This window comes from Paenibacillus sp. FSL R10-2771, assembly GCF_038000205.1.
Taxonomy (GTDB): Bacteria; Bacillota; Bacilli; order Paenibacillales; family Paenibacillaceae; genus Paenibacillus_AQ; species Paenibacillus_AQ phytohabitans.
In genome coordinates, this window is the sequence record NZ_JBBOBM010000001.1 from 6,023,954 (window position 1) to 6,047,150 (window position 23,197).

20 protein-coding genes are annotated in these 23,197 nt (G+C 55.1%); 18 read left to right on the forward strand and 2 right to left on the reverse strand.

Annotated elements, in window-relative coordinates:
* Positions 1–69: 69 nt before the first annotated feature.
* Positions 70–1,239, forward strand: coding sequence for an amidohydrolase (locus tag NSU14_RS25995; RefSeq protein WP_076242311.1), 1,170 nt, complete (start codon positions 70–72; stop codon positions 1,237–1,239).
* A 152-nt stretch (positions 1,240–1,391) separates the two neighbouring features.
* Positions 1,392–2,126 (forward strand): glycerophosphodiester phosphodiesterase, encoded by a 735-nt coding sequence (locus NSU14_RS26000; protein ID WP_076242310.1) that lies wholly within the window; start codon positions 1,392–1,394, stop codon positions 2,124–2,126.
* 387 nt (positions 2,127–2,513) lie between these two features.
* Here NSU14_RS26000 and NSU14_RS26005 read toward each other — a convergent pair whose 3' ends face one another.
* Together NSU14_RS26005 and NSU14_RS26010 are read right to left on the reverse strand one after the other, a co-directional pair.
* Positions 2,514–3,365, reverse strand: coding sequence for a GGDEF domain-containing protein (locus NSU14_RS26005; RefSeq protein ID WP_340947756.1), 852 nt, complete (start codon positions 3,363–3,365; stop codon positions 2,514–2,516).
* Between the two features lie 234 nt (positions 3,366–3,599).
* Positions 3,600–4,181, reverse strand: a complete 582-nt coding sequence (locus NSU14_RS26010) for a histidine phosphatase family protein (RefSeq protein ID WP_336102275.1) — start codon at positions 4,179–4,181, stop codon at positions 3,600–3,602.
* 192 nt (positions 4,182–4,373) lie between these two features.
* Here NSU14_RS26010 and NSU14_RS26015 point away from each other — a divergent pair, with 192 nt between their 5' ends.
* The 16 genes from NSU14_RS26015 to cysC all read left to right on the forward strand — a co-directional run bounded on the left by NSU14_RS26015 (position 4,374) and on the right by cysC (position 23,049).
* The gene (locus tag NSU14_RS26015) at positions 4,374–5,525 is read left to right on the forward strand and encodes a phosphodiester glycosidase family protein (RefSeq protein ID WP_340947757.1); all 1,152 of its coding nucleotides are present in this window, start codon (positions 4,374–4,376) and stop codon (positions 5,523–5,525) included.
* Between the two features lie 186 nt (positions 5,526–5,711).
* Positions 5,712–7,334, forward strand: coding sequence for a spore germination protein (locus NSU14_RS26020; RefSeq protein WP_340947758.1), 1,623 nt, complete (start codon positions 5,712–5,714; stop codon positions 7,332–7,334).
* The gene (locus tag NSU14_RS26025; protein WP_340947759.1) at positions 7,331–8,434 is read left to right on the forward strand and encodes a GerAB/ArcD/ProY family transporter; all 1,104 of its coding nucleotides are present in this window, start codon (positions 7,331–7,333) and stop codon (positions 8,432–8,434) included. The genes NSU14_RS26020 and NSU14_RS26025 overlap by 4 nt, the downstream gene beginning before the upstream one ends.
* Positions 8,431–9,663: a Ger(x)C family spore germination protein gene (locus tag NSU14_RS26030; RefSeq protein ID WP_340947760.1), complete on the forward strand. Its 1,233-nt coding sequence runs from the start codon at positions 8,431–8,433 to the stop codon at positions 9,661–9,663. The genes NSU14_RS26025 and NSU14_RS26030 overlap by 4 nt, the downstream gene beginning before the upstream one ends.
* A 255-nt stretch (positions 9,664–9,918) precedes the next feature.
* On the forward strand, positions 9,919–11,016 hold the full coding sequence (locus tag NSU14_RS26035) for a GerAB/ArcD/ProY family transporter (protein WP_042140797.1): 1,098 nt from the start codon (positions 9,919–9,921) through the stop codon (positions 11,014–11,016).
* 113 nt (positions 11,017–11,129) lie between these two features.
* Positions 11,130–12,092 (forward strand): helix-turn-helix transcriptional regulator, encoded by a 963-nt coding sequence (locus NSU14_RS26040; protein WP_042134118.1) that lies wholly within the window; start codon positions 11,130–11,132, stop codon positions 12,090–12,092.
* Between the two features lie 84 nt (positions 12,093–12,176).
* Positions 12,177–12,635: an SRPBCC domain-containing protein gene (locus tag NSU14_RS26045; protein ID WP_042134116.1), complete on the forward strand. Its 459-nt coding sequence runs from the start codon at positions 12,177–12,179 to the stop codon at positions 12,633–12,635.
* A gap of 297 nt (positions 12,636–12,932) precedes the next feature.
* Entirely contained in the window at positions 12,933–13,187 is a 255-nt protein-coding gene (locus NSU14_RS26050) for a FeoA family protein (protein WP_340947761.1), read from the forward strand.
* Complete coding sequence (locus NSU14_RS26055) at positions 13,184–13,915, forward strand: FeoB small GTPase domain-containing protein (RefSeq protein ID WP_042134113.1); 732 nt, start codon at positions 13,184–13,186, stop codon at positions 13,913–13,915. The genes NSU14_RS26050 and NSU14_RS26055 overlap by 4 nt, the downstream gene beginning before the upstream one ends.
* The gene (locus NSU14_RS26060; protein ID WP_340947762.1) at positions 13,893–15,302 is read left to right on the forward strand and encodes a nucleoside recognition domain-containing protein; all 1,410 of its coding nucleotides are present in this window, start codon (positions 13,893–13,895) and stop codon (positions 15,300–15,302) included. The genes NSU14_RS26055 and NSU14_RS26060 overlap by 23 nt, the downstream gene beginning before the upstream one ends.
* 1,301 nt (positions 15,303–16,603) lie before the next feature.
* On the forward strand, positions 16,604–17,449 hold the full coding sequence (locus NSU14_RS26065; RefSeq protein ID WP_340947763.1) for an STM4015 family protein: 846 nt from the start codon (positions 16,604–16,606) through the stop codon (positions 17,447–17,449).
* Positions 17,449–18,897 carry an STM4014 family protein gene (locus NSU14_RS26070; protein WP_340948996.1) on the forward strand — a complete coding sequence of 483 codons (1,449 nt, stop codon included), beginning with the start codon at positions 17,449–17,451 and terminating at the stop codon, positions 18,895–18,897. The genes NSU14_RS26065 and NSU14_RS26070 overlap by 1 nt, the downstream gene beginning before the upstream one ends.
* A complete protein-coding gene (locus NSU14_RS26075) occupies positions 18,894–19,679 on the forward strand; it encodes an STM4013/SEN3800 family hydrolase (protein ID WP_336102064.1) in 786 nt (261 codons plus the stop codon). Before NSU14_RS26070 ends, NSU14_RS26075 begins: the two co-directional genes overlap by 4 nt.
* 31 nt (positions 19,680–19,710) lie before the next feature.
* Positions 19,711–21,099: an STM4012 family radical SAM protein gene (locus NSU14_RS26080; RefSeq protein WP_076242305.1), complete on the forward strand. Its 1,389-nt coding sequence runs from the start codon at positions 19,711–19,713 to the stop codon at positions 21,097–21,099.
* Complete coding sequence (locus NSU14_RS26085) at positions 21,096–21,998, forward strand: STM4011 family radical SAM protein (RefSeq protein WP_340947766.1); 903 nt, start codon at positions 21,096–21,098, stop codon at positions 21,996–21,998. Before NSU14_RS26080 ends, NSU14_RS26085 begins: the two co-directional genes overlap by 4 nt.
* Before the next feature lie 490 nt (positions 21,999–22,488).
* Positions 22,489–23,049 carry an adenylyl-sulfate kinase gene (cysC, locus tag NSU14_RS26090; RefSeq protein ID WP_042134098.1) on the forward strand — a complete coding sequence of 187 codons (561 nt, stop codon included), beginning with the start codon at positions 22,489–22,491 and terminating at the stop codon, positions 23,047–23,049.
* The last annotated feature ends 148 nt before the right edge of the window (positions 23,050–23,197 follow it).

Sequence of the window (23,197 nt, forward strand, 5' to 3'; positions counted from 1 at the left end):
AAATCAATCGGATTAATCAGGAATCTACAGGAATGATAGATTAATTGGAGAAAGCGGGGCTGTACATCCATGCCGTCATTAACTCAAGATCAGGAACAGCAGCTGGCTCAGCGTTTGATTCAGGTGCGCAGGGAGCTTCATCAGCAGCCCGAGCTGTCGAACGAGGAATTTCAGACCACTGACAAGCTGCGCCGCTGGCTGGCTGAAGCGGGAATTACTGTGCTTGATCTTCCGCTGCAGACAGGATTGATTGCCGAGATTGGCAGCGGCCGGGGCCCGGTTGTTGCCATCCGTGCAGATATCGATGCCCTGCCTATTGAAGAGGATACGGGGCTGCCCTTCTCCTCCGTGATTCCCGGCAGGATGCATGCCTGCGGGCATGATTTCCACACGGCAGGCATCCTTGGCGCAGCCTGCTTGCTGAAGGCACAGGAAAGCGAGCTTGCCGGGACCGTCAGAATACTGTTCCAGCCTGCGGAAGAGACCGGGCATGGGGCCATAGCCGTACTCGAGTCCGGCGGGCTCCGCGGAGTAGATGCCATTTTTGGACTGCACAATAACCCGGACCTGCCAGCAGGCTCATTCGGAACACGCAGCGGTGCACTTACTGCCGGTGTAGACCGGTTTGTCATTAAGGTTCTCGGCAAAGGAGGACATGCAGCTCAGCCGGAACGCGGCCAGGATACGATTGTAACAGCGGCGCAGATCATCACCTCGCTGCAGACAATCGTGAGCCGGCTTACCAGTGCGGTTGAATCGGTGGTGGTCAGCGTAACCCGGATACAGGGCGGCAACACCTGGAACGTCCTGCCCGGCGTTGTAGAGCTGGAAGGCACAGTCCGGACGTATAATGAAGCCATCCGCCAAGCCGTGCCACGGCAGATCCGGCAGATTATCGAAGGGGTCGCTGCCGCTGCAGGAGCTGAAGCACAGCTTGAGTGGATACCCGGACCGCCGGCAACGGTCAATGACCCCCGCTGGGCCGGGTTTGCCGCAGCGACTGCGGCCCGTCTTGGCCTCACTGTCTTTGAGCTTGATCCGCAGATGGGGGGCGAGGATTTCGCCTTTTATCTGCAGCAGCTGCCGGGCGCATTCGTCAACATCGGTACCGAAGGGGTTTACGGCCTTCATCACCCGCGCTTTGACGTCGATGAATCGGCGCTGCTGCCGACAGCACGGTATTTCGCAGAGCTTGCTGCTGCGGCCCTGAATGAGCTGGGAATTAACCCCCCATTCTAATGGCTTCTGCCGGTGCAAGGGTAATTTCCAAGAAATCACACCCTTTTCGCTGCTTGCGGACAGGGTTTCTTCATGTTATGTGGAATACACTACAAGGGGGCCCGTCCAACACGGGCATCATCACAACCAAGAGACGGAGGGAATTACAGTACATGAACATCATTAATTTCGCGCATCGCGGCGCATCCGCAGTCGCCCCGGAGAACACAATGGCGGCATTCCGCAAGGGTCTTGAGCTTGGCGCAACCGGCATCGAAACAGACGTGCAGATGACGAGTGACGGAGCCATAGTAATCATTCATGATGAGAATCTTAGCCGCACCACTACAGGCAGCGGATATGTGAAGGATAAGACGCTTCGTGAAGTGCTGGAGGTCGATGCGGGGTCCTGGTTCAGTCCTGAGTTCACAGGAGAGCGGATTCCGACACTGGATGAGCTGCTGGATCTGCTTCAGGGACGTGAGACAGTACTTAATATTGAGCTGAAGAACGGCACATTCCTTTATCCCGGTATGGAGGAAAAGGTAATAGCCGCTGTACGGGAGCAGGGCATGAGTGAGCGGGTAGTCATCTCCAGCTTCAACCACTACTCCCTTGCTTATTGCAAGTCGCTGGCACCGGAGATCCGCACCGGCATACTGTATGGCGAAGGCTTATACCGTCCGTGGGATTATGCGGCTACGCTTCAGGCGGATGCGCTGCATGCCCATTACTCTTCCGTTCTGCCGGAGTTCGTCACCGATGCAGCGGAGAGCGGAATCGTCTATCATCCCTGGACTGTAAATGATCCCGAACAGATGACCTATCTGATTGAGGCCGGAGTGGCCGGCATCATTACCGATCACCCGGATGTACTTGCCGGGCTGCTGGCAGCCCAGGGATTATAGTATTGGCAAAAAGGCCGGAGTGGCTGCTGCTTCCGGATCAGGAGCCGTCTGAAGCACTCAGGCAGCAGCCGTACCAAACAGAAACGGATACCGTCCTCTAAGGGATGGTATCCGTTTCTGCGTAAAGCTATCACTGTCTCATACCTGTCTCATACCTGGCTCGTACCCGCCTCATACCAGGTTCATTGCTGGCCCCGGTATTAATGTTGAACGTACTGCAACTTTGCTTGCCACCTGCCCAGCTGTCCGGGAGAATTATTGCACGAAATACAAGAATTCTCCCGCTAATCGGCTTAAATGAGGGGAAATGCTGTATTTCATACAACATTTGATGATTAGGGCCGATTTCATGAGCAAAATGTTGTATTTTGGGCAGGATTTCACAAGCTACTGGGCTCTGGAGCTGCTGACCAGCTTCACAGGAGGAAGACTATTCTCCTGCTTATGGACCGCATAACGCCCGCTGCCCAGCTGCTTGGCATTGTACATAGCGGAATCAGCTTCCTGGAGCAGCCGCTTCCGGTCAATTCTGCCTTGGCTCATAGTGATGCCGACGCTCGCGGATACGAACAATTCATGCGTCTCCAACTTATAATTCCGGGTGATATTCTCCAGAACCTTAAGGGCCAGCTGCTCCGCATCCTTGCGGCTGCAGCGTTTGGCGATGATGACGAATTCATCCCCGCCTACCCTGAATATATGTCGTTTGCCTTTACGCGAAAATTGCTGCAGACTGCCGCCAACGGCTTCCAGCAGCAAATCCCCCGCATGATGGCCGAGCGTATCATTAATCGATTTGAAGCGGTTAAGGTCCAGATATAATACCGCAAGCTGTTCGCCTGATTTGCAGTGATCCCAGAAATGATCCATTCCATTCTTGTTGAGCAGTCCGGTTAAGGTATCCCGGTAGGCCAGTTCTTTCAGCTGCTCGCGCTCTCCGAGGAGCATACGCACACGCAGGAACAGGTACAATATTCCGGCGAGCGTAAGCACATAGAGTGCCATAGTAATAAACAGATTGCTATCTTCAGCGGTGAACCCCGACAAAGTTCTCTTGCCCAGCAGGTGCATGCTGCCAAGACCTGCACTAATAACTAGTACAACCAGGCTCGTGCGGACCGCGCGGGCTCTTTGGTGACATTTGGAGAAATTCCGCGTCAGCCTGAGGATGCTGTACACCGTTAGTACTCCAATGAGAATAGATAATACAGCCAGTATATAATTCCGGGCCTCTTCCAAATTACTCTGCCCTCCTTTGATAATCATATGATTTATCGCTTTTAAGCGCTACTGTACAGGGTTAGTCTGAACATATTCTGAACATTTCCGGCAGGTAAGGCCAGACTTTGCATAAATGCTAAGAATATTATCGGCAAAAGCTGCAGGATTTGCGATGGTATGTTCTGGGACATATGGAAGAGAGCCGCCCTTTGCACGGGAGACTCTCTTGTATTCCAGAATCGTCCAGACTGTCTATTCGTTCATATGTTCCACGCCATTGTACAGTTCGCAGGTCCAGCCGCCGGCATCTCTGATCATACGGGTAATTGAAGTATTCTTCAGCACTACACTGAGATCCAGTGAGGGAACAAGTCCTGCCAGCGTACTGCGCAGAATGGCGCCATGACTGACTATGAGGACATTGCGCCCCGGATGGCGGGCGGCAACCTCCTCAACAGCCCGGACACCCCGCTCCTGGGCCAGGTCCCGGCTTTCCAGCTTCATATCCATCGTCTTCCACCCGCTGCCGAACCGCTCGATCCGCTCCTTCTCCGTAGTCCCTTCTATTAACCCGCCGTTCATTTCCCGAATCCCCGGGATCAGACCAGCCAGCGGAATCCCCAGTCTCCCGGCAATGACCTCCGCCGTCTGTCTGGCCCGCAGCATATCGCTTGAATAGATATAATCCCACGATTCACTGCTGAGACGCTCTGCAAGTACGGCTGCCTGCCGGAAGCCCTCCTCGTCCAGAGGATTATCCGTATGGCCCTGTATCCGGCCTTCCTGATTCCAGAGTGTGCTGCCGTGCCGAATCAAGCCTATTCTTGTTATCATCGCTTCCCGCCTTTGTGCCAATATCCGTAAGTGATTTCATTATAGACGAACATTCCTCTCTATGCATGTTCCATTGACGGTCAAGAGAGCCCGCTATATTATAGTATTTCAAGTGCTTCTTTCTGGAGTCCGTTCCAGATTCATCCTAAACTGCAGTTATACTGCTACAAATTGAAGGAGATTTCGTTTACTATGAAAAGAATGTCCGTCCTCTTCACCGCTTTCTGTCTGCTTGCTGTACTTCTGTCCCCATTGCAATCCCGGGCCGCTGCGGCGGCACCAGCCAAACTTGCCGTCTATGTAGATAAGGAGAACCATTCGTTCATTCCGCTAAGATTCCTGAACGGCTTCGCCGGCATCCAGTCTGTAGTAAGCTCTGCCGGAGGACAGATCCAGGTAACACGCGATGATTTGTCTGTTACCTTCACTCCAGGCACGGCCGGAGCCTCCGTCAACGGCAAGCCCGTTACCCTGGGCGAACGTCCCTTTAGCGAGAATGGCATGACTTATATTCCGTTGTCTCTCGTCAGCCAGACGCTTGGCATACAGCTCCAGTGGAATAAAGATTCCGCATCGCTCAAGCTCACGAGCGGCGAGGCAACAGCCACCCTGCCCGTGCAGAATGGCGCCCTGATCAAGAGCGGTACGCCTGCTGTAGTCAGCGGCAAACATACATACAAGGTCGGCGGACGTTCCTTCTCCGTGCAGACCGTTACGGTCTCCCTGCTGCATCCGTCAGTGAAGCTGGATGCCGTTCTTGCCGGAAATACTGTCGGCAAGACAGAAGCGCTCGCCAGCATCGCTAAGCGCAGCAATGCCGCAGCCGCCATCAACGGCACCTTCTTCGATGCCTACACCAAAGGCACCTATTATGCTCCCTACGGCTATATTATCAGCGGCGGCAAGATGCTGAAGAACAGCCCCGGAGATAAGCGGACGGTCTTTGCCTATGACGGCAACCTTCTGGCTGAGCTGATTCCGGGCAGTGAATTCAAGAACCGCTTCGACAGCGGCTCCATTCAAGGAGCATTGCAGGCAGGCCCCCGGCTGCTGGTGAACGGCAAGGTATCCCTCAATGTGCTCGCCGAGGGCTTCAAGGACCCTAAGATATTGACAGGCGGAGGCTCCCGCAGTGCGCTGGGCCTGACGCGCGACCACAAGCTGATTCTGCTGACCTCCGGCGGGGCGACCATCCCCCAGCTGGCGGAAATTATGAAGCAGGCAGGGGCGTACCAGGCGATGAATCTGGATGGCGGCGCCTCCAGTGGTCTCTACTATAACGGCAAATATCTGACCACCCCCGGCCGCCTGATCAGCAATGCATTGGTCGTCCAGACCAAATAGTATCTGGCCATAAGCATCTATATGGAGGCATTTCTACCATCCTGAACAGGTTGGAGAAATGCCTTTTTCGCGTTCACAAGCCTGGATTTCACCTACTGATTCCGTAAATCAGGCAGAATAAGGAATCCACCTGCGGGGGATAATACAGCCAAAGAATCCAGAATCCAGCAGAAAGGAGCCCCGAAGATGCCGCAGAATCAGCAGAAAGGCCGGAAGACAGGTAAAGATCCCGTGGAAACCTCTGTACCCGCACCGCTCCCCCTGAACCCTTCACTTGAAGTGAATTTGCAGGAAATCGGAAAGAGGATCGGCAGCAGCTCGGATATCGTCATCCGCAACTTCACCAATGAATCCTTGAGCTCCCTTTCCCTTACGTTCATATATATTGACGGCCTGGTGAATGCCGATTCTGTCAACCAGACGGTGCTCCAGCCCTTGATGGAGAATGTGACGTTGAAAGGAGATTCAATTACCGCCGAAGCGGCTTTTAGCATGATCAAGGATCAGATGCTGCCGGTCGGGGGCGTCAAGGAAGGCAAGACGCTGGAAGTGCTGTTGGCTATGCTCTTTGAAGGCTATACGCTGATTCTGTTCGAAGGACTTCAGGTAGCACTGGCTGCGGATACCTCCGGCTGGGAGAAAAGAAGCATCAACGAACCTACTTCTCAGGGTGTCATCCGCGGTCCGAAGGAGGGCTTCACGGAAAGTCTGCGCACGGGAACCTCCATGCTGCGCCGCCGGCTCAAAACTACCGATCTGCGGATCGAAGAATATAAAATCGGCCAGCGTACCCAGACCGGAATCGCCATCATTTATTTGAAGGGCATCGCCAGCGAACAGGTGCTGACAGAAATCCGCCGCCGGCTGGATGCCATTAATACGGATGCCATTCTGGAGAGCAACTATATTGAAGAATTCATTCAGGACGGCGGCTTGACCCCCTTCCCTACTATTCAGAACACCGAACGTCCCGATGCGGTGGCCGGAGGCATTCTGGAAGGACAAATCGGGATTATTATTGACGGCACCCCCTTTGCCCTGCTGGCGCCGTCTACCTTCTTCAACTTCTTCCAGTCCAGTGAAGATTATTACCAGCGGTATGACATTTCCTCCTTTCTGCGGCTGATCCGCTACGGGGCTTTCTTTGTGTCGATGCTGCTGCCCGCACTCTATATTGCAGTCACTACCTTTCACCAGGAAATGCTGCCGACCACCCTGCTGATCAGTCTCGCTGCCCAGCGTGAAGGGGTGCCGCTGCCCGCACTGGCTGAGGCGCTGCTCATGGAGCTCACCTTCGATGTGCTGCGCGAAGCGGGGGTGCGCATGCCGCGCACCATCGGACCGGCTATCTCCATCGTCGGCGCGCTGGTGCTGGGCCAGGCTGCCGTTCAGGCCGGGCTTGTCTCGGCGGCTATGGTTATTGTGGTTTCTTTTACGGCCATCTCGAACTTTGTGATTCCGTCACTGGCGATCGCCAACTCCATCCGGCTGATCCGCTTTGTAATGATGTTCATCGCTTCAACGCTTGGCTTGTTTGGCATCATGTCCTTCATGATGGTGCTCCTGATTCATATGGCAGGACTGCGTTCCTTCGGCGTTCCCTATCTGTCTCCGGTAGCGCCGATGATTCCGCGTTATCTGAAGGATATCTTCATCCGCGTTCCGCTATGGAGCATGACTATGCGTCCCAAGACCGATCTCGGCAAAGAAACCCGCAGACAAGGGCCGAACCAGAAGCCTCAGCCTGTTGAAGGAGCGAATCAAGGAGCACCGGAACAGCCGAAACCTCAGGAGGAGGGTCCAGCATGAATGGAAAAATCGGCACCACCCAGGCAGCCATGCTGGTTGTTAATACGATTCTGCCGACGGCTACCGTCGTGCTGCCCATCATTATTAGCACCTATGCGGAGCAAGATGCGCCAATGGCGATTATTATGTCCACCTTGGCCGGGCTGCTTATTGCTGCAATTGTCGGGACTGTGATTCAGAACAGCAATGGCGCTCCTTTTCTGGACTGGATCAGGAAGGAAAGCTCTCCGGTTGTATCCACCATTCTCGGTCTGCTGATGCTGCAATACTATCTGGATACTACGGCAACGATCCTGCGTGAATTCGTCAATTTCATCAAAGACAATGTACTGATCAACACACCGGTCACCGTACTCGTGATCCTGATTCTCTTCATCACGATATATATGGTCAGACAAGGCATCGAATCCATCGCCAGAGTGAATACCCTGGTTATTCTGCTCTATTTCGTCTTCGTCCCCCTGTACCTGTTCGGGTTGTTAAGCGATCTGAATGTGCATAATTTATTGCCGATGTTCGATCATAACCTGGCTGAATTAACGCTGGCCAGCCTGACGCCAACCACCTGGATGTCTGAAGTGGCCGTGCTGCTGTTTCTGGCTCCTTACCTGCAATATCCGCAGAGAGCGCGGATTATCGGCTGGACCGGACTGCTGTTCGTCTCTGTTCTGATGATGTTCTCCCTGATCACTGCCCTGATGGTGTTCGGTCCGGATTTCATCAAGCTCAGCACCTATCCGGGCTTCTCTACCGTGGGCATTATCAGGATCGGAAGTTTCATAGAGAAGCTGGATATTCTGTTCATTTCCTATTGGGTGCTGTCCATCTATCTGAAATTCGCGATCTTCCTGTTTGTGACAGTAGAATGCTTCAAGCAGACTTTCCGGGTGAATAGCAGCCGGCCTTTTATCGGGGCGCTCGGTCTGCTCATTGCGCTGGAATGCCTGTTCTCCTGGCAAAGCTCGGCCAAGCTTAATATCTACAACAAGGAAGGACGTTTCGTGGTCTTCTTCCTGTTCAATGTGCTCGTGCCGCTGGGGGCTATCCTGCTGTACCGGGTCCAGAAGTCGAGATCCAAGCGGAAGGAGTTGGAAACATGAATACACAGAGAACGGCGCTGTGCCTCATCCTCTGTCTCCCGCTTCTGTCCGTTCTTCTCTCCGGCTGCTGGGATGACCGGGAGCTGAATGAGCTGGGGGTTACCTCCGGTTCGGCCTACGACTGGGAGAATAACGAGTGGAAAGCCACCTATCAGGTCATCAACCCCTCATCCGGTGCAAGCGGGATGGGCGGCAGCGGAGGTGGAAGCACAAGCTCACCGCCGTTTGTCACCTATACAGTAAAAGGGCGGACGATTATGGAAGCAATCGAGCGGTCCAATCTGACCAGCACGCGTGAGATGTTCTTCTCCCATTCGCGGATTACGGTCATCGGGGAAAGTCTGGCCAAGCATGGCATCAATCAGCTGATCGACATGTTCCTGCGCAAGCAGGATGCCCGGGAAACCGTATATGTGTTCATTTCCAAAGGCGAAGCAGGCGATATCCTGGATCAGCTGATGCAATTGACCAAAAACCAGGGCGCCGGTATCCAGCTCATGATTGAACAGGAGTCGCGGCTGCTGTCCTATTATCCCGGTACACGCCTGTTTGAGCTGGCGATGTCCCTCGCCTCTGAGTCCGGGAGTGCGGTATTGCCGGAGATTCTGCTTACGGGTCCGGATATTATGGATGAGACCAGCGAGACCGGCCGGACAGATCTGCCTTCACGCCTGGCGCTGGGCAGACTGGGTGTAATCAAAGGCGAGAAGTTTGTGGGCTGGCTCAGCCAGAAACAGGCCTTCGGCTTGTCTTTTATGACAGACAATATCGAGACCGCAACCATCGCCTTCGCTTCCCAACCCCGGAAGAGCGACAAGCTTGACGCCTCGTTCATCCTCCAGAATTCCTGGACTAATGTACATCCCGTCTGGGCTAAAGACCATTTCATCATGGATATAGACATCAAGGGGAGCGGGGTATTAACAGAGCTGGGCAGCGTTATGGATCTGAATGACCGTAAAGCGATCAGTGAAATGGAAGCATCCCTCGAACGGCAGGTACTCGATCTCGTGAATAACTCCTGGACGGAGGTTAAAAAGCTCGGCGCAGATGTCACAGGCTTTGCGGTAAGAGTCCACCGCAGCGACCGCAAGCGCTGGAAGCAGATAGAGAAGGAAAAAAGCTGGGACAGCGTATTTCAGGAGATTGAGATCCGCCCGCATGTCTCGTTCCAGATTGAACGGACAGGCCTCAGCAATAAATCGTTCAAGTCTGTCCAGCAAGAGTAAAGGAGCTTCACTATGAAAATAGCTATAACTCTTATACTCTATATTCTTGCCTTCTTATGGGGCTGCACCAGACTGCGGGGAAAGGGCCGCCAGCTGCACCGCCTGTGGCTGGGCTGCATTCTTGTCTATTGCGCTTATATTAATATTTGCGGAATGACAAGAACCCCCTTCATTAGTGTCGGGATCTTGTATACGGCGTTCTTTCAGCCTATCGGCAGGGCAATAATCTATTGGTTAGGAGGCTGAATGCTGATTATGCCCAAAAAAGAACAGGTGTCCTCCCTGCAAATTGCGTTCATGATTATGCTGTTTGAAATCGGCAGCACGCCGCTGTTCCTGCTTGGAGGCAAGGCCAAACAGGATTCGTGGCTGGCAATGTGTACGGGTTCAGCCGCCGGATTCATCCTGCTTCTGCTTCTGATGTGGATTCAGCACCGTTCTCTGCATACAGATCTGATTGGAATGCTGAAATTTCATTTCGGCAGGTTTGCCGGCTCATTCATCGGCGGGGTCTATGTCCTCTATTTTGCTTATCAGTCCATGCGTAATGTCCGTGATTTAGGTGAGCTCACAGCAATCACCATGCTGCCAAGAACCCCGATGGCCGTAACGATGTTAGTCTTTGTGCTTCTTGCCCTCTATGCGATCTGGAAGGGGGCAGAGGTTATTTTCCGGCTGCCGGAGGTTCTGCTGCCGGTGATGATCTTCTTTTACATTGTGCTTGTTGTGCTGCTGGGAATTATGGGATCAATTGATTTCGGCCGGCTGGCTCCGGTCATGGAGGGCGGACTGATGCCTATCGTCAAAGCCGCGCTGCCGGATATCGTCTCGTTCCCGTTTGGGCAGATGATCGTATTCCTGATGCTGTGGTCCTTATGGGAGAAGCCCGGTGTGCCGGTAAAATATACGTTGAACGCCTATCTCTTGATCAGCCTGTTCCTGATTTTCATGAACGCGCTCAATGTGGCTGTTCTCGGTCCCGCAATAGCAGGGAGCAGCCAGCTGCCTTTTCTCAAAACTGTCCGGACCTTGTCGAACCTCAAGTTTGTGGAACGGCTCGATATCCTGGTGACCATCCAGCTCTTTCTGGGACTGCTGATTAAGATGATGCTCTTCTATTTCTGTTCGGTAAAAGCTATTGCGGAGCTAACCGGCAAACCGGCCAAATGGTGGGTCTTTCCGGTAGGCGCTATGATCTATGGAGCTTCCTTTCTGGAGCGCGACTACACGCAGCATATCGCCATCGGCCTGGGCCCCAGCCTCAAGCTTGATCCGGTGTTCCAGGTCGCTATCCCCCTGCTGCTGGCCATTTCCATATTGGTGCGCAGCGGGTTTAAGAGATCCACTTCGTAAGCCGTTCCCAGCCAGGCTACATTACCCGGCGGCGCTGCAGAAGGTTGGCAAAACGGGTTGTTGAAGGTAAACTGGCTGTTAGATCAGTCATTCTGCCTAGGAGGTTCAAGCCATTGGCCAAAGCCGATTATATGTTGTCTATACTCTGGATGCTGAAGCAGCGCAAAAGAACGGCCGCCGAACTGGCAGACGAGCTTGAACTAAGCGTCCGTTCGATCTACCGCTACATCGATGCGCTGTGCGCCAGCGGTGTCCCTGTAGAGGCCGATGCCGGGCCGGGCGGCGGCTTTTGGCTGCCCGAGCATTTCAGCACCGCTCCGCTATTCTTCAATGATGGAGAACGGCGGGCACTTGTACAGGCATCTGCTTTTGCCAGGGGGAGCGGCTACCCTTACGTTGATGCGCTCGACGGGGCAATTGCCAAGCTTAAGCGTTACAGCAATGAGGCCCAGCTGTCGCAGATGGAACGCCATGAGAGCGGACTTGCGATCCTCCACTCCCCTGGAGAGCACCCTTCGCTGCTGCTTGAAGAACTGGAAGTCTGCACTGCGGAGAGTCTCTCTCTTCAGATGGAATACCGTAAGGGGAACGGTACCTCTGTTTCCTCCCGTTGCATCGACCCTTATGGTCTGGTGATGTGGAAGGGCCAGTGGTATCTCTCCGGCTTCTGCCATCTGCGCCAGGATATCCGCAACTTCCGGGTGGACCGGATCATCGGACTGCAGCGGACAGGGGCAGCCTTCCTTCGTCCTGACGGATTCTCGGCACGGGATTTCTTATTGCAGAGGCTGCTTCCTGCTGCAACGGAGCAGGACTCTGAGTTAACCGCTGTGGTCATCGAAGCGGCCGAAGCCACCCTGAACGATCTGTGCAGTCACTGGCTATTCGGGCATACGCTGGAGCGGCGCAGCACGGGAAGTGCCCGCTTTCTGCTGAATCAGGCTGCCTTACACAGCTTCGCCCCTTATTTCCTGTTGCCTTACGGAAAATCGCTGGCCATTGTGGAACCCGCATCCCTCAAGCACAAGCTGTCCAGGGTTGCTGCGGATCTCGCCGAACATTATAAGGATTCTTAATCTCCTGAGGGATCACTGACTGCAGCTGTCAGTGATCCTTGTGTATATTGTTCATGAATCCAATAATGCCAGGAGGAACAGGGAATGAGAGAATTGAAGTATGACTTCTATATTGGTGCTGCCGCTGCAGAGGTATGGGAGGCTCTAGTCTCCCCGGAGAAGGTCCGGCAAATCTATTACGGGAGTGTGATCCGCTCCAGCTTTGTTGTGGGTGAACAGCTGGAGTATGTAGGTCCGGGGGCTGCCGGGGAAGAAACGGTGCATGTCTACGGCACTCTGCTCGAATATGTTCCGCAGCAGACGCTGCGCTATTCCCATAAGACCGGTCCCTCTTATCTCACGAATAGAGAGGGTTATGAGTCTGTCATCTCCTGGAAGCTGGAGCCGGCGGGCGGCTGTACCAGGCTGACACTGGTTCATGGAGACTGGCATCCGGACGACCCTTCCTACGATGCCAGCAACAGTTCATGGTGGCAGATTCTCAGCAATACGAAGACGCTGGCAGAAACCGGCCGCACCCTGGATTTTGGCAGCCGGGAGTAAGCAGCAGACAGCCTCCGTTATATTCAAACAAGTATCACCACAGAATAGACTCTTCTAATTTATTACTCTTCCGCTATCCCTGCTATAAAGAGGCTCGTGCCGCTTTTATAGCAGGGATTATTTTATTCTTTCCCTAGGGAAACATTCTTGTTGCAAGGACAAAATTATTTACATATACTAATATTGTGGCAGGCCGCAATAATCTATGCCGCGTGCACAATACACTATATAAATGCATACTCCATACTTATGGCTATATATTCATTCATTCCATTTCATACGAAAGAAGGAGATCTTATGGCTGAAGCCGTTATTCCATTGTCAGAAGCTTTGAACGGCAGTACGCTGCGCATCAGCGGCATTGAAGTTCAGGGCGTGCTGCGGAGAAGACTGCTTGATCTGGGATTCGTCGTCGGCAATGCTGTAGAAGTGCTGCGGCGCAGCCCGCTGGGAGATCCTACAGCATTCCGGGTAAGCAATACAACGATTGCCCTGCGCCGGGAAGAGAGCTCATTAATCTATGGTCAATTAATTGGAGGCGGTGAAAGATGAGCCAGTACACGGTCGCTTTTGCAGGCAATCCCAACACGGGTAAGAGCACGCTGTTCAATCTGCTGACCGGCATGCGCCAGCATACCGGCAACTGGGCAGGCAAAACCGTAGTCACCGCCGAAGGCGGGTTCTCCCACAGGAACCACACGTACCTGGCTGTGGATCTTCCGGGCACCTACTCGCTTTACTCCAACTCCGCCGATGAAGAGGCTGCGAGGGACTATATTATTTTTGAACAGCCGGATGTAACGCTAGTGGTCCTGGATGCTACCTCGCTGGAACGCAATCTTAACCTTGCCCTGCAGGTACTGGAGATCACCGGCCGCGCCGTGGTCTGCATCAATCTGATCGATGAAGCCCGCCGGCTTGGAATTGATATCAATCTGAAGCGGATCTCCAAGAGGCTCGGCGTTCCCGTAACCGCTATTTCTGCCCGTAACAAAATTGGTATTGAAGCGCTTCTTGATCAAATCGAGCGCGTGGCCACGGGTGCATTCAAGGCAGAGCCGCTGAAAATCACCTACAGCTCTGACATTGAGCAAGGCATTGCCGAGCTGATTCCTATGGTTGAGCAGACCATCGGTTCGAGATACCCCGCCCGCTGGATTGCCCTGCGGCTGCTGGATGGTGATCACAGCCTGCTTACTTCACTCAAAGCCCGCATGAGCCGCAAGGATATTCCCGTAAGTGAGGAGGTGGTCGGCCATGGAATCACCGCATGCCATTAATGGTCACGACCCGGTGGATTCTCTGCTCGCAGCCGCTAAGAAGCTGGCTGATAAAGGGGGAATCCGCGATGAGATTGTCAGCGGGATCTACGGCGTATCCGCCGGCATCTGCAGCGATGCAGTCACCTATCAAGATAAAAAGAAGCTGGGCAGCACCTATAAACTGGATAATATCGTTACCTCCAAGCTCTGGGGCTTCCCCATCATGCTTGCCGGTCTCGGCCTGGTATTCTGGATTACGATTGCCGGAGCCAACTATCCTTCAAGCTGGCTGGCCTCCCTCTTCAGCTGGATCGAAGGTTATCTGACTGCAGGATTCACTGCTGTTCATGCGCCGGCCTGGCTGCATGGCGTCCTTGTGCTCGGACTGTACCGCGGAACCTCGTGGGTCATCAGTGTCATGCTGCCGCCGATGATGATTTTCTTCCCGGTGTTTGCGCTGCTGGAGAATTTCGGTTATCTGCCCCGTGTAGCTTTTAACATGGACCGCCTGTTCAAGAAATCCGGCGGCCACGGCAAGCAGGCCTTAACGATGTCAATGGGCTTCGGCTGCAACGCAGCCGCCATCCTCTCGACCCGCATTATTGAATCGCCCCGTGAACGGATGCTGGCTATTCTGACCAACAACTTCGTGCCCTGCAACGGCCGGTGGCCGACACTTATCCTGCTCTCCTCCATGTTCATGGTCGGCGCGGCGACAACAGGAATGCTGCGTACGTTCTCCACAGCGCTGGTACTGATGGGCATCGTGCTGGTCGGCATTACCGTAACTCTGAGTGTATCCTGGGTCATGTCCAGAACAGCGCTGCGCGGTGTGCCTACCCATTACACGCTGGAGCTTCCGCCGTACCGCCGCCCGCAGATCTGGAAGACCATTGTCCGCTCCTCCAAAGAGAAGTCGCTGAATGTGCTGACCCGTGCTATCGTCGTCGCCGCTCCAGCTGGTATCATCACCTGGATTCTCGGCAATGTGTTTGTCGGCGGAGAGAGCGTGCTTAACCATATGGCTGCATTTTTCGATCCATTCGCTCAGCTGCTCGGTATGGACGGCTTTATTATCATGGCCTTCATCCTCGGGCTGCCGGCCAATGAAATTGTGCTGCCGATCCTGCTGATGGGCTACATGTCCTCGGGTGCCATGGTTGATATCGAAGGTCTTGGCAGTATCAAGGATATCTTCCTGAGCCACGGCTGGACCTGGCTGACGGCGCTGAATATGATGCTGTTCTCCCTGCTTCACTATCCTTGCGGCACCACGCTGGTGAACATCTACAAGGAGACCAAAAGCATGAAGTGGGCAGTGCTCTCCGCCGTCATTCCGCTCGGCATCGCCATCGCGGTAACCTACCTGGTTGCAGCCGCAGCCCGGCTGATCGGCTGGGTATGATGGCATGCCGCTTAAGGCGGGGAGCCGGGCGATGGAGAGAGGCGACGAGCCAGGGCGATGGATCCGGACGCGCAGGCGGGACGCTGTGCGGGGCGACGGGGCGGGGCAATGGAGCCGGGCGCGCAGGCGGGACGCTGTGCGGGGCGACGGCGCGGGGCGATGGAGCCGGACGCGCGGGCGGGACGCTGTGCGGGGCGACGGGGCGGGGCAATGGATCCGGACGCGCGGGCGGGACGCTGGGCGGGGCGACGGGGCGGGGCAATGGAGCCGGACGCGCGGGCGGGACGCTGTGCGGCCCCCTCCCCTTCCTCCCTTCAAAATCTTGCACGAAATACAACAATCCCATCGCGATAAGCGGCAAAAATCAAAATTGTTGTACAGAATACAACATTTCCCTTATTTTCATTGAATTCATGTAGAAATTCTTGCATTTTCTACAACAATTCTCTCTAATGTACCGTTATCTCTACCTCAAAGTTGTAATTTGTGCAACATTTGTTAGGAGAAGCGTTACATACGGGCTGCATAACTTCATTTCGCGCACGCAAAAGCCTAAAATTACTCTGCAGATACCTAAAACTCCATAAGTTTGCGAAAATCAGCCTCTCAAGCCACTCTTCCCCCATGCTACTCTACAAGTACCTTTACTACTGCTCTACTCCTACCCTACATCTGCTTACCAGCTACTCTCTTGCTACACTCCATGCTACTCTACAAGTACCTTTACTACTGCTCTACTCCCACTCTACATCCGCTCTCCAGCTACTCTCTTGCTACTCCCCCCATGCTACTCTACAAGTACCTTTACTACTGCTCTACTCCCACTCTACATCCGCTCTCCAGCTACTCTCTTGCTACACCCATGTACTCTACAAGTACCTTTACTACTGCTCTACTCCTACCCTACATCCGCTCTCCAGCTACTCTCTTGCTACACCCATGCTACTCTACAAGTACCTTTACTACTGCTCTACTCCTACTCTACATCTGCTCTCCATCTGCTCTCCAGCTACTCTCTTGCTACTCTCCTACTCTCCAGCTACTCTACAAGCACCTCTACTACTGCTCTACTCCTACTCTCCAGATACTCACCTGCTACTCTCCTACCACTATTCAGTTACTCTACAGCTACTCTACAGCTACTCTCCACACACCCTCATCCTACTCTCATGTCCCTGCTACCCTACCGCTCCAGCTGCCGACAAACCCTCTCCCGTAACCTTCCGTCATGGCCATTTGACTCCCCATCTGCTTAATGTTAGGGTGATTTGGAAGCCATAATTTTCCGGGAGGGAATGTTCATGACAGCAGTGAAGCTCAGTATCGATTACGATGCATTTGAAGAAGGTAAGCGGATAGAGACGGAGATTGAACAATTGAGCAAAAGCCCCGAAGCCGCTGAAGTAAGCAGTCTGACGATTGGCGATTGGGGGCAAGCCTACGAGAACAGCTCAGAGGATGCCGTCCAGGCGCTGGTGAAGCACAGTGCAAGTTTCCCTGCGCTGCGCAGGCTTTTTATCGGGGAAATGGGGTATGAGGAATGTGAAATTTCGTGGATTACCCAAACTGACCTCTCGCCGCTGCTTCCCGCTTATCCGGAGCTGCAGTCATTGACTGCGCAGGGCGGCACGAACTTGCAGCTGAGCCAGCTGCAGCATGAGAAGCTCGAAGAACTGATTATTATAACAGGCGGACTCGGCAAAAATGTCCTGGCCGATATCGCCGCCGCCAATCTGCCGAATCTGCAAAAGCTCGAATTATATCTAGGCGTGGACAACTACGGCTTTGACGGCGGTCTGGAAGACCTGTATCCGCTGATCGCCCCCGGAAAGTTCCCCAAGCTTACCTATCTGGGACTCAAAAATAGTGAAATCCAGGATGAAATCGCCGCAGCCCTAGCCGATGCACCTATTCTGGATCAGCTCGAGACACTCGACCTGTCACTCGGAACCCTTAGCGATACCGGCGCCGAGGCGCTGCTCGCCAGCGGGAAGATCAAAGGACTAAAGCTGCTCAACTTGAGCCATCATTATATGTCTGACGGAATGATTCAGCGCTGGAAGAACAGCGGACTGCCTGCCGATGTCAGTGACCAGCAGAAAAGCGACGACGAGGATGACTGGCGTTATCCGTCGATCACCGAGTGATGCCACCCGCAGAGCCGCTGATTGTGTTCTGCAATCCCGGCGACAGGCGCTCGGAAGGCATCCGGCAGGCGCGAAGCCGCCTCGGCATGCCTCCGGCGGTCCTGATTCCGTACGCCGGGCTGCTGCAGGGCCAGCCGCTGGCTGAATTGCTGGAGCAGGCGGGGCAGCGACTGGACATACTGCCGGAGCAGGAGCAGCCGATGGGCGGAATGTCCGGGCAGGCAGGGCAGCGGGTTGATGGAATGCGGGTGCTGGATGCATTGCAGGGACAAGCACAGGTTAATTCACCGGCACCGGACAGGCAGCCGGACCTGACAGAGCCGGCTGCCCAAGGCCGCGATAGCAGCCGGCAATCCAGGCTGGCCGCACCTGCCCCCGCAGCTCATGCCCCGGCCACGGCCCCGCCGCTGCTGCGGCTGGAGTCGCCGGGCGGCAGCTTCGAAACCGAGCGCGCCCTGATCGCGCTCGGCGCGCCGGATGCGCCGGACGCAGACGACTCGCTGCATCCTTACGGCGGCCAGCCGGACCTCCGTCCGCTGAGCTTCAAGGCGGCCGGCGCACTCAAGGATATGCCCGGCGTGCTGCATCATCCGTCCCAGTGGTTCCGCGGCTACTGCCGGCTGCTGGCCCGGATTCAGCGTGAAGCCGGGCAGCTCCTGCCCGCCGCCCGCTGGACCAACCATCCCGGCGAGATCGCCGCGATGACCGACAAACGCCGGACGCAGCAGCTTCTGGCTGCGGCTGGCGTTCCTATTCCCCGGCCGCTTAAGGGCAGCAGCGGAGAAGCCCCCGTGGACTACGCCTCCCTCCGCGGGCTGATGCTCTCGCAGCGGATGCACCGCGTATTCATCAAGCTGGCCAGCGGCTCAGCCGCATCCGGCGTCATTGCCTATCAGCTCAATCCGGCAACGGGAGCTGAGGTGGCGGTCACTACCATTGGGGTCGAGAGCTATATCACCCGTCCCCCGGTGTATTATAATTCCGGCAAGCTGCGGCGCTATACGGACTCTGCGCTCCTCACCGGAATCATCAACTGGCTCTACCGCCACGGCGCCTATGCCGAGCAGTGGATTCCGAAGCCCGGCGCGGACGGGCAATCGTTCGATATCCGCCAGCTGGTTGTTGCCGGTGTGGCCTGCCACTCGGTTGCACGGGTAAGCCGTACACCGATTACGAACCTGCATCTGCGCAGCCGCCGGATGACTCCGGCCGAAGCCGGACTCACGGAGGACATGCAGGCAGAGGTACGGCAGACGGCCGAGCAGTCTCTGGCTGCTTTTCCGCGTTCCTCCGTGGCGGGAATTGATGTACTCATGGGGAGCACCGGGCGGACGTATACGGCGGATGTGAACCCTTTTGGCGACTTATTGTACGATGTGGAATACCACGGCTGCAGCACCTATGAATGGGAAATGAAACAGCTATCCGGGAGGAACCTGGCCCTATGACCGATATGAATGCCGTTGTCGGCACCCACGATATCTTAATGATTACGCTCGATACGCTGCGCTATGATGCCGCTGTTCTGGAGGAAGCCAACTGCCCCAACCTGTGCGGCAGCGGTTCCTGGGAAAAGCGGCATACGCCCGGCAGCTTCACCTATGCAGCCCATCATGCCTTCTTCGGCGGATTCCTGCCCACTCCGGCCACTACGAATAAGGCTGAGCATGTGCGGCTCTTCCATTCCCGGAATACCGGGCTCAAGACCCATCCCCATACCTGGCTGTTCGATACGCCGGATATGGTGTCCGGGCTGGCAGCGGCGGGATATCAGACGGTGTGTATAGGAGGGGTAATCTTTTTCAGCAAAAAAGTTCCCCTCGCCCGTGTCCTGCCCGGTTACTTCCAGCACAGCTACTGGCGGATGACGTTCGGGGTGACGAACCCGCGCTCGACCGAACATCAGGTGAATCACGCGCTCAAAATATTGAATAATACACCGCTTGACCAGCGTCTGTTCATGTTCCTGAATGTCTCGGCGATCCACGGCCCGAATCATATGTTCCTGCCGGGTGCGAAGCGTGATTCCGTGGACAGCCAGCGCGCTGCCCTCCGCTATGCCGACGGTGAACTAGGCCGGCTGTTTGCTGCCTTCCGCGAACGCGGTAACCCGGTGTTCTGCCTGGCGTTCTCCGATCATGGAGAAGCTTACGGCGAAGACGGCTACCAGGGCCACCGGCTCGCGCATGAAACGGTATGGAATGTTCCTTACCGCGAATTTCTTATATAGCTGTACTATCCCGCAAAAGGAAGGAGAACGTATGACGTCAATCCGGCAATCCCTTCATCATAAGAGCAATGACGAAAGTCCTCCCTTCTCCTCCGGGGAGCTTCAGGAATGGACCGGGCAGATTACGGCCAATCCTTACCGCAATTATCTTTATTCTTATCCGCACAAAACCGCTTACCGCGAGTTCGCAGCCCCCATTTCTTTAGAGGAGCTGTGGCGGGACGAGCCTGCGGAGAGTTTTTTCTTATATATGCATATTCCCTTCTGCGGCGCTCGCTGCGGCTTCTGCAACCTGTTCACCCTGCCTGACAAAAGAGCGAATGTCCACGCCGAGTACGTGGATGCGCTGGAACGGCAGGCGAAGCAGTGGGCTGCTTTTACCCGTCACAAGCCTTATGCGCGCTTCGCCATCGGCGGCGGAACGCCAAGCCTGCTGGCTCCCGCGCAGCTGAACCGGCTGTTCGGCATTGCTGCGGATATCATGGGTGTAGACCTCGCGGCCACCTCCATCTCCGTCGAAACCTCACCCGAGACACTGACAGAGGAGAAGCTGTCGATCCTGAAGGAGCATACCGTCGACCGGGTCAGCATGGGGATTCAGAGCTTCGTGGCCGCTGAGTCGGCTGCCATCTACCGGCCGCAGGACCCGGACGTGGTATACCGGGCGCTTGAGCTGCTGGGTAAATATGATTTTCCCATCCTCAATCTGGACCTGATCTATGGGCTTCCGGGTCAAACGGTGGAATCATGGCTGTATTCGCTGAATCAGGCGCTGCTGCATGAGCCGGAGGAGATCTTCATCTATCCGCTCTACACCCGTGAGCACACGATTGTGAAGCCGGGCGATCTGCTGCGCCAGACTGATATCCGCCATGAATGCTATCAGGCCGCAGGCCAGCTGCTGGCAGAGCACGGTTACCGCCAATATTCGATGCGCAGGTTCGCCAAGGAGAACGCTGGAACTGCTAAAGATATTCTCGATTACAGCTGCCAGGAGGAAGGCATGGTCGGCCTTGGCTGCGGTGCCCGCTCTTATACCCGGAATGTGCATTATGCCTCCCGCTACGGCGTCAGCCGCAAAGCCACGGAGAGCATCATCGCTGACTATGTAGCAGCCGAACGTTATGATACTGCTGACTACGGGATTGTACTGAGCCTTGCAGAACAGAAACGGCGCTTCATTCTCAAAGCTATCCTGCATAGCGAAGGTCTCACCGTGGCAGATTACAGCCGGAGATTCGGTTCTACGCTATGGGAAGATCATCCCGAGCTGGGTCTGCTGGTGCAGAGCGGGTTCGCCACGGATGAAGAGGGCATCCTGCGGCTTACTCCGGGCGGTCTCGGCTACTCCGATTCCATCGGTGACTGGTTCATCTCCGGCGAGATCAGGGAGCAGATGGAAGGGTTCATCCTGCCATGAAAGCGGTCCTCTACTACCGCGGCTCCCTCTCCTCCTGCAACTATGACTGCCCTTACTGCCCCTTCGGCAAAACAAAAGACAGCGCCGCCACCCTCGCCAAAGACCGTGAGCATCTTACGGCCTTCGTCCGCTGGGTGTCGGAGCAGGGAGCGGCAGGCCACCGGCTGTCTATTTTCTTCAATCCCTACGGCGAAGGACTGACACACCGCTGGTACCGGGACGCGCTAATCACTCTATCCCATCTGGAGCATGTGGACAAAGTCGCCATCCAGACGAATTTGTCGGCCCGGCTTGATTTCACCGCAGAGCTGAATCCGGCCAAAGCAGCCTTCTGGGCGACCTATCATCCCGGTCAGGTGAGTGAGGAACGGTTCCTGGCGCAGTGCAGGACTGTATACGGGCAAGGCATTCCCTTCAGCGTGGGCAGTGTAGGTGTACATGGTGCTTTTCCCGCTATTGCTTCGCTGCGTGCCGCCCTGCCGGAGGATGTCTATCTGTGGGTGAACGCCTACAAGGACAAGCCGGATTATTATACGCCAGAGGATGTAGGCTTCCTTAGCGGGATAGATCCTTATTTCCGGATCAATGCCGTTGACTACGACAGTCTGGGCAAAAGCTGCAATACAGGCAGCAACGTCTTCTATGTGCAAGGGGCAGGTCTCGTGAAACGCTGCTACAAGGACCGCGCGGTCATCGGTAACCTCTACCGCGATGGTCTCGAAGGACTTGCTGCGCAGCGCAGCTGCCGGATGAAGGTCTGCGACTGCTACATCGGCTATATCCATATGCCGGAGCTCGGCCTGGAGCAGATTTACGGCTCCGGATTGCTGGAGCGGATTCCTTACGGCGCGGGAGAGAGAATCCCAGACGAAATGAGGGAAATGGGGATTCAGCGGTGAGCGGGTTGGGTTGGCGGATTGGATTGGCGGGTTAGGTTGGCAGATTCGATAGAATTGACACGGCGATGGATAGATACCGCTAAGGTAGGGCGAGTTCCAAACACAATTTCTCTTATATGTGGGGGAATGCAGACGCAGAGAGGCCACGAATAGGTGTATTTCGTACAATTAAAAGGAGGATAAACACCGGATTTGTGCGGATAAGTGTATTCTGTACAACTAAAAATGGCCTAAGGCCCTCCTTTGGGGAAAGTCAGTCCTTTTAGTTGTAGAAAGTGCAGCTATTAGATTGGAAAGACAATGGCTGGTGACTTTAGTTGTAGTAAATACAGTTATTGTCGGATGAGGTTCTTGGCTTCGAGCAGAAGTCTGGTTCTATCTCCCAGGCCGCTATTTCGAAAGAGTACCGTTCAATGGATAGAGCAAATGTGGCTACAATATGGCTACAATGTGCTTACAATGAAGCCAAAAGTTACGGGAGGACAAAGCAATGACGGCTCAGCTACATGCTCAGACACAAACAGGGGTAACGATATGGCTCACCGGCCTGTCCGGAGCGGGCAAGTCCACGCTTGCCGCTCTGCTCAAGGACCGGCTGCAGGAGCAGGGCCGGGCAGTGGAGTGGCTTGACGGTGATGAGCTGCGGCGCACACTGGGCCGGGGCCTCGGCTTCAGCCGCGAGGACCGGTTCGAGAATATCCGCCGGGCGGTCTATATTGCCGGCCTGCTGAACCGGCACGGCGTGGTCACCGTGGTCTCGGTGATCAGCCCTTATGCCGACATGCGCAGCTATGCCCGCCGGGAGCTGCCGGGGTTCGTGGAGGTCTATGTAGACTGCCCGCTCCCCGTCTGTGAAGCGCGGGATGTCAAAGGGCTGTACGCCAAGGCCCGCTCCGGTGAAATCCCGGCCTTCACCGGGATCTCCGATCCTTATGAGGCTCCGGACCGCCCGGAGCTGAGGCTGCTCACGGCAGAGCGTACACCAGAGGAATGTGTGGAGGAAATGATAGACTGGCTTACGGAGAACCGGCTCTATCAGCCTTGGCGCTAGAGTTAGAGTGCGGACATTCTCCTGCTTCGCCTGCGCTATGAGCATAATAGAAGGGAGACTTATAGCGTTTAGCCATGAGCCTCCCTTCTTATTGATATGAAGCTCCCATTCCTCCAACAAACTAGCCGCGTTGCTCAGGTATCCTCCA

Excerpts from the sequence above, each read along its gene's own strand:
- NSU14_RS25995 (WP_076242311.1), top strand. The coding sequence starts at position 70 with ATGCCGTCATTAACTCAAGATCAGGAACAGCAGCTGGCTCAGCGTTTG.
- NSU14_RS26000 (WP_076242310.1), top strand. The coding sequence starts at position 1,392 with ATGAACATCATTAATTTCGCGCATCGCGGCGCATCCGCAGTCGCCCCG.
- NSU14_RS26010 (WP_336102275.1), bottom strand. The coding sequence starts at position 4,181 with ATGATAACAAGAATAGGCTTGATTCGGCACGGCAGCACACTCTGGAAT.
- NSU14_RS26015 (WP_340947757.1), top strand. The coding sequence starts at position 4,374 with ATGAAAAGAATGTCCGTCCTCTTCACCGCTTTCTGTCTGCTTGCTGTA.
- NSU14_RS26020 (WP_340947758.1), top strand. The coding sequence starts at position 5,712 with ATGCCGCAGAATCAGCAGAAAGGCCGGAAGACAGGTAAAGATCCCGTG.
- NSU14_RS26025 (WP_340947759.1), top strand. The coding sequence starts at position 7,331 with ATGAATGGAAAAATCGGCACCACCCAGGCAGCCATGCTGGTTGTTAAT.
- NSU14_RS26030 (WP_340947760.1), top strand. The coding sequence starts at position 8,431 with ATGAATACACAGAGAACGGCGCTGTGCCTCATCCTCTGTCTCCCGCTT.
- NSU14_RS26035 (WP_042140797.1), top strand. The coding sequence starts at position 9,919 with ATGCCCAAAAAAGAACAGGTGTCCTCCCTGCAAATTGCGTTCATGATT.
- NSU14_RS26045 (WP_042134116.1), top strand. The coding sequence starts at position 12,177 with ATGAGAGAATTGAAGTATGACTTCTATATTGGTGCTGCCGCTGCAGAG.
- NSU14_RS26050 (WP_340947761.1), top strand. The coding sequence starts at position 12,933 with ATGGCTGAAGCCGTTATTCCATTGTCAGAAGCTTTGAACGGCAGTACG.
- NSU14_RS26055 (WP_042134113.1), top strand. The coding sequence starts at position 13,184 with ATGAGCCAGTACACGGTCGCTTTTGCAGGCAATCCCAACACGGGTAAG.
- NSU14_RS26060 (WP_340947762.1), top strand. The coding sequence starts at position 13,893 with ATGGAATCACCGCATGCCATTAATGGTCACGACCCGGTGGATTCTCTG.
- NSU14_RS26065 (WP_340947763.1), top strand. The coding sequence starts at position 16,604 with ATGACAGCAGTGAAGCTCAGTATCGATTACGATGCATTTGAAGAAGGT.
- NSU14_RS26070 (WP_340948996.1), top strand. The coding sequence starts at position 17,449 with ATGCCACCCGCAGAGCCGCTGATTGTGTTCTGCAATCCCGGCGACAGG.
- NSU14_RS26075 (WP_336102064.1), top strand. The coding sequence starts at position 18,894 with ATGACCGATATGAATGCCGTTGTCGGCACCCACGATATCTTAATGATT.
- NSU14_RS26080 (WP_076242305.1), top strand. The coding sequence starts at position 19,711 with ATGACGTCAATCCGGCAATCCCTTCATCATAAGAGCAATGACGAAAGT.
- NSU14_RS26085 (WP_340947766.1), top strand. The coding sequence starts at position 21,096 with ATGAAAGCGGTCCTCTACTACCGCGGCTCCCTCTCCTCCTGCAACTAT.
- cysC (WP_042134098.1), top strand. The coding sequence starts at position 22,489 with ATGACGGCTCAGCTACATGCTCAGACACAAACAGGGGTAACGATATGG.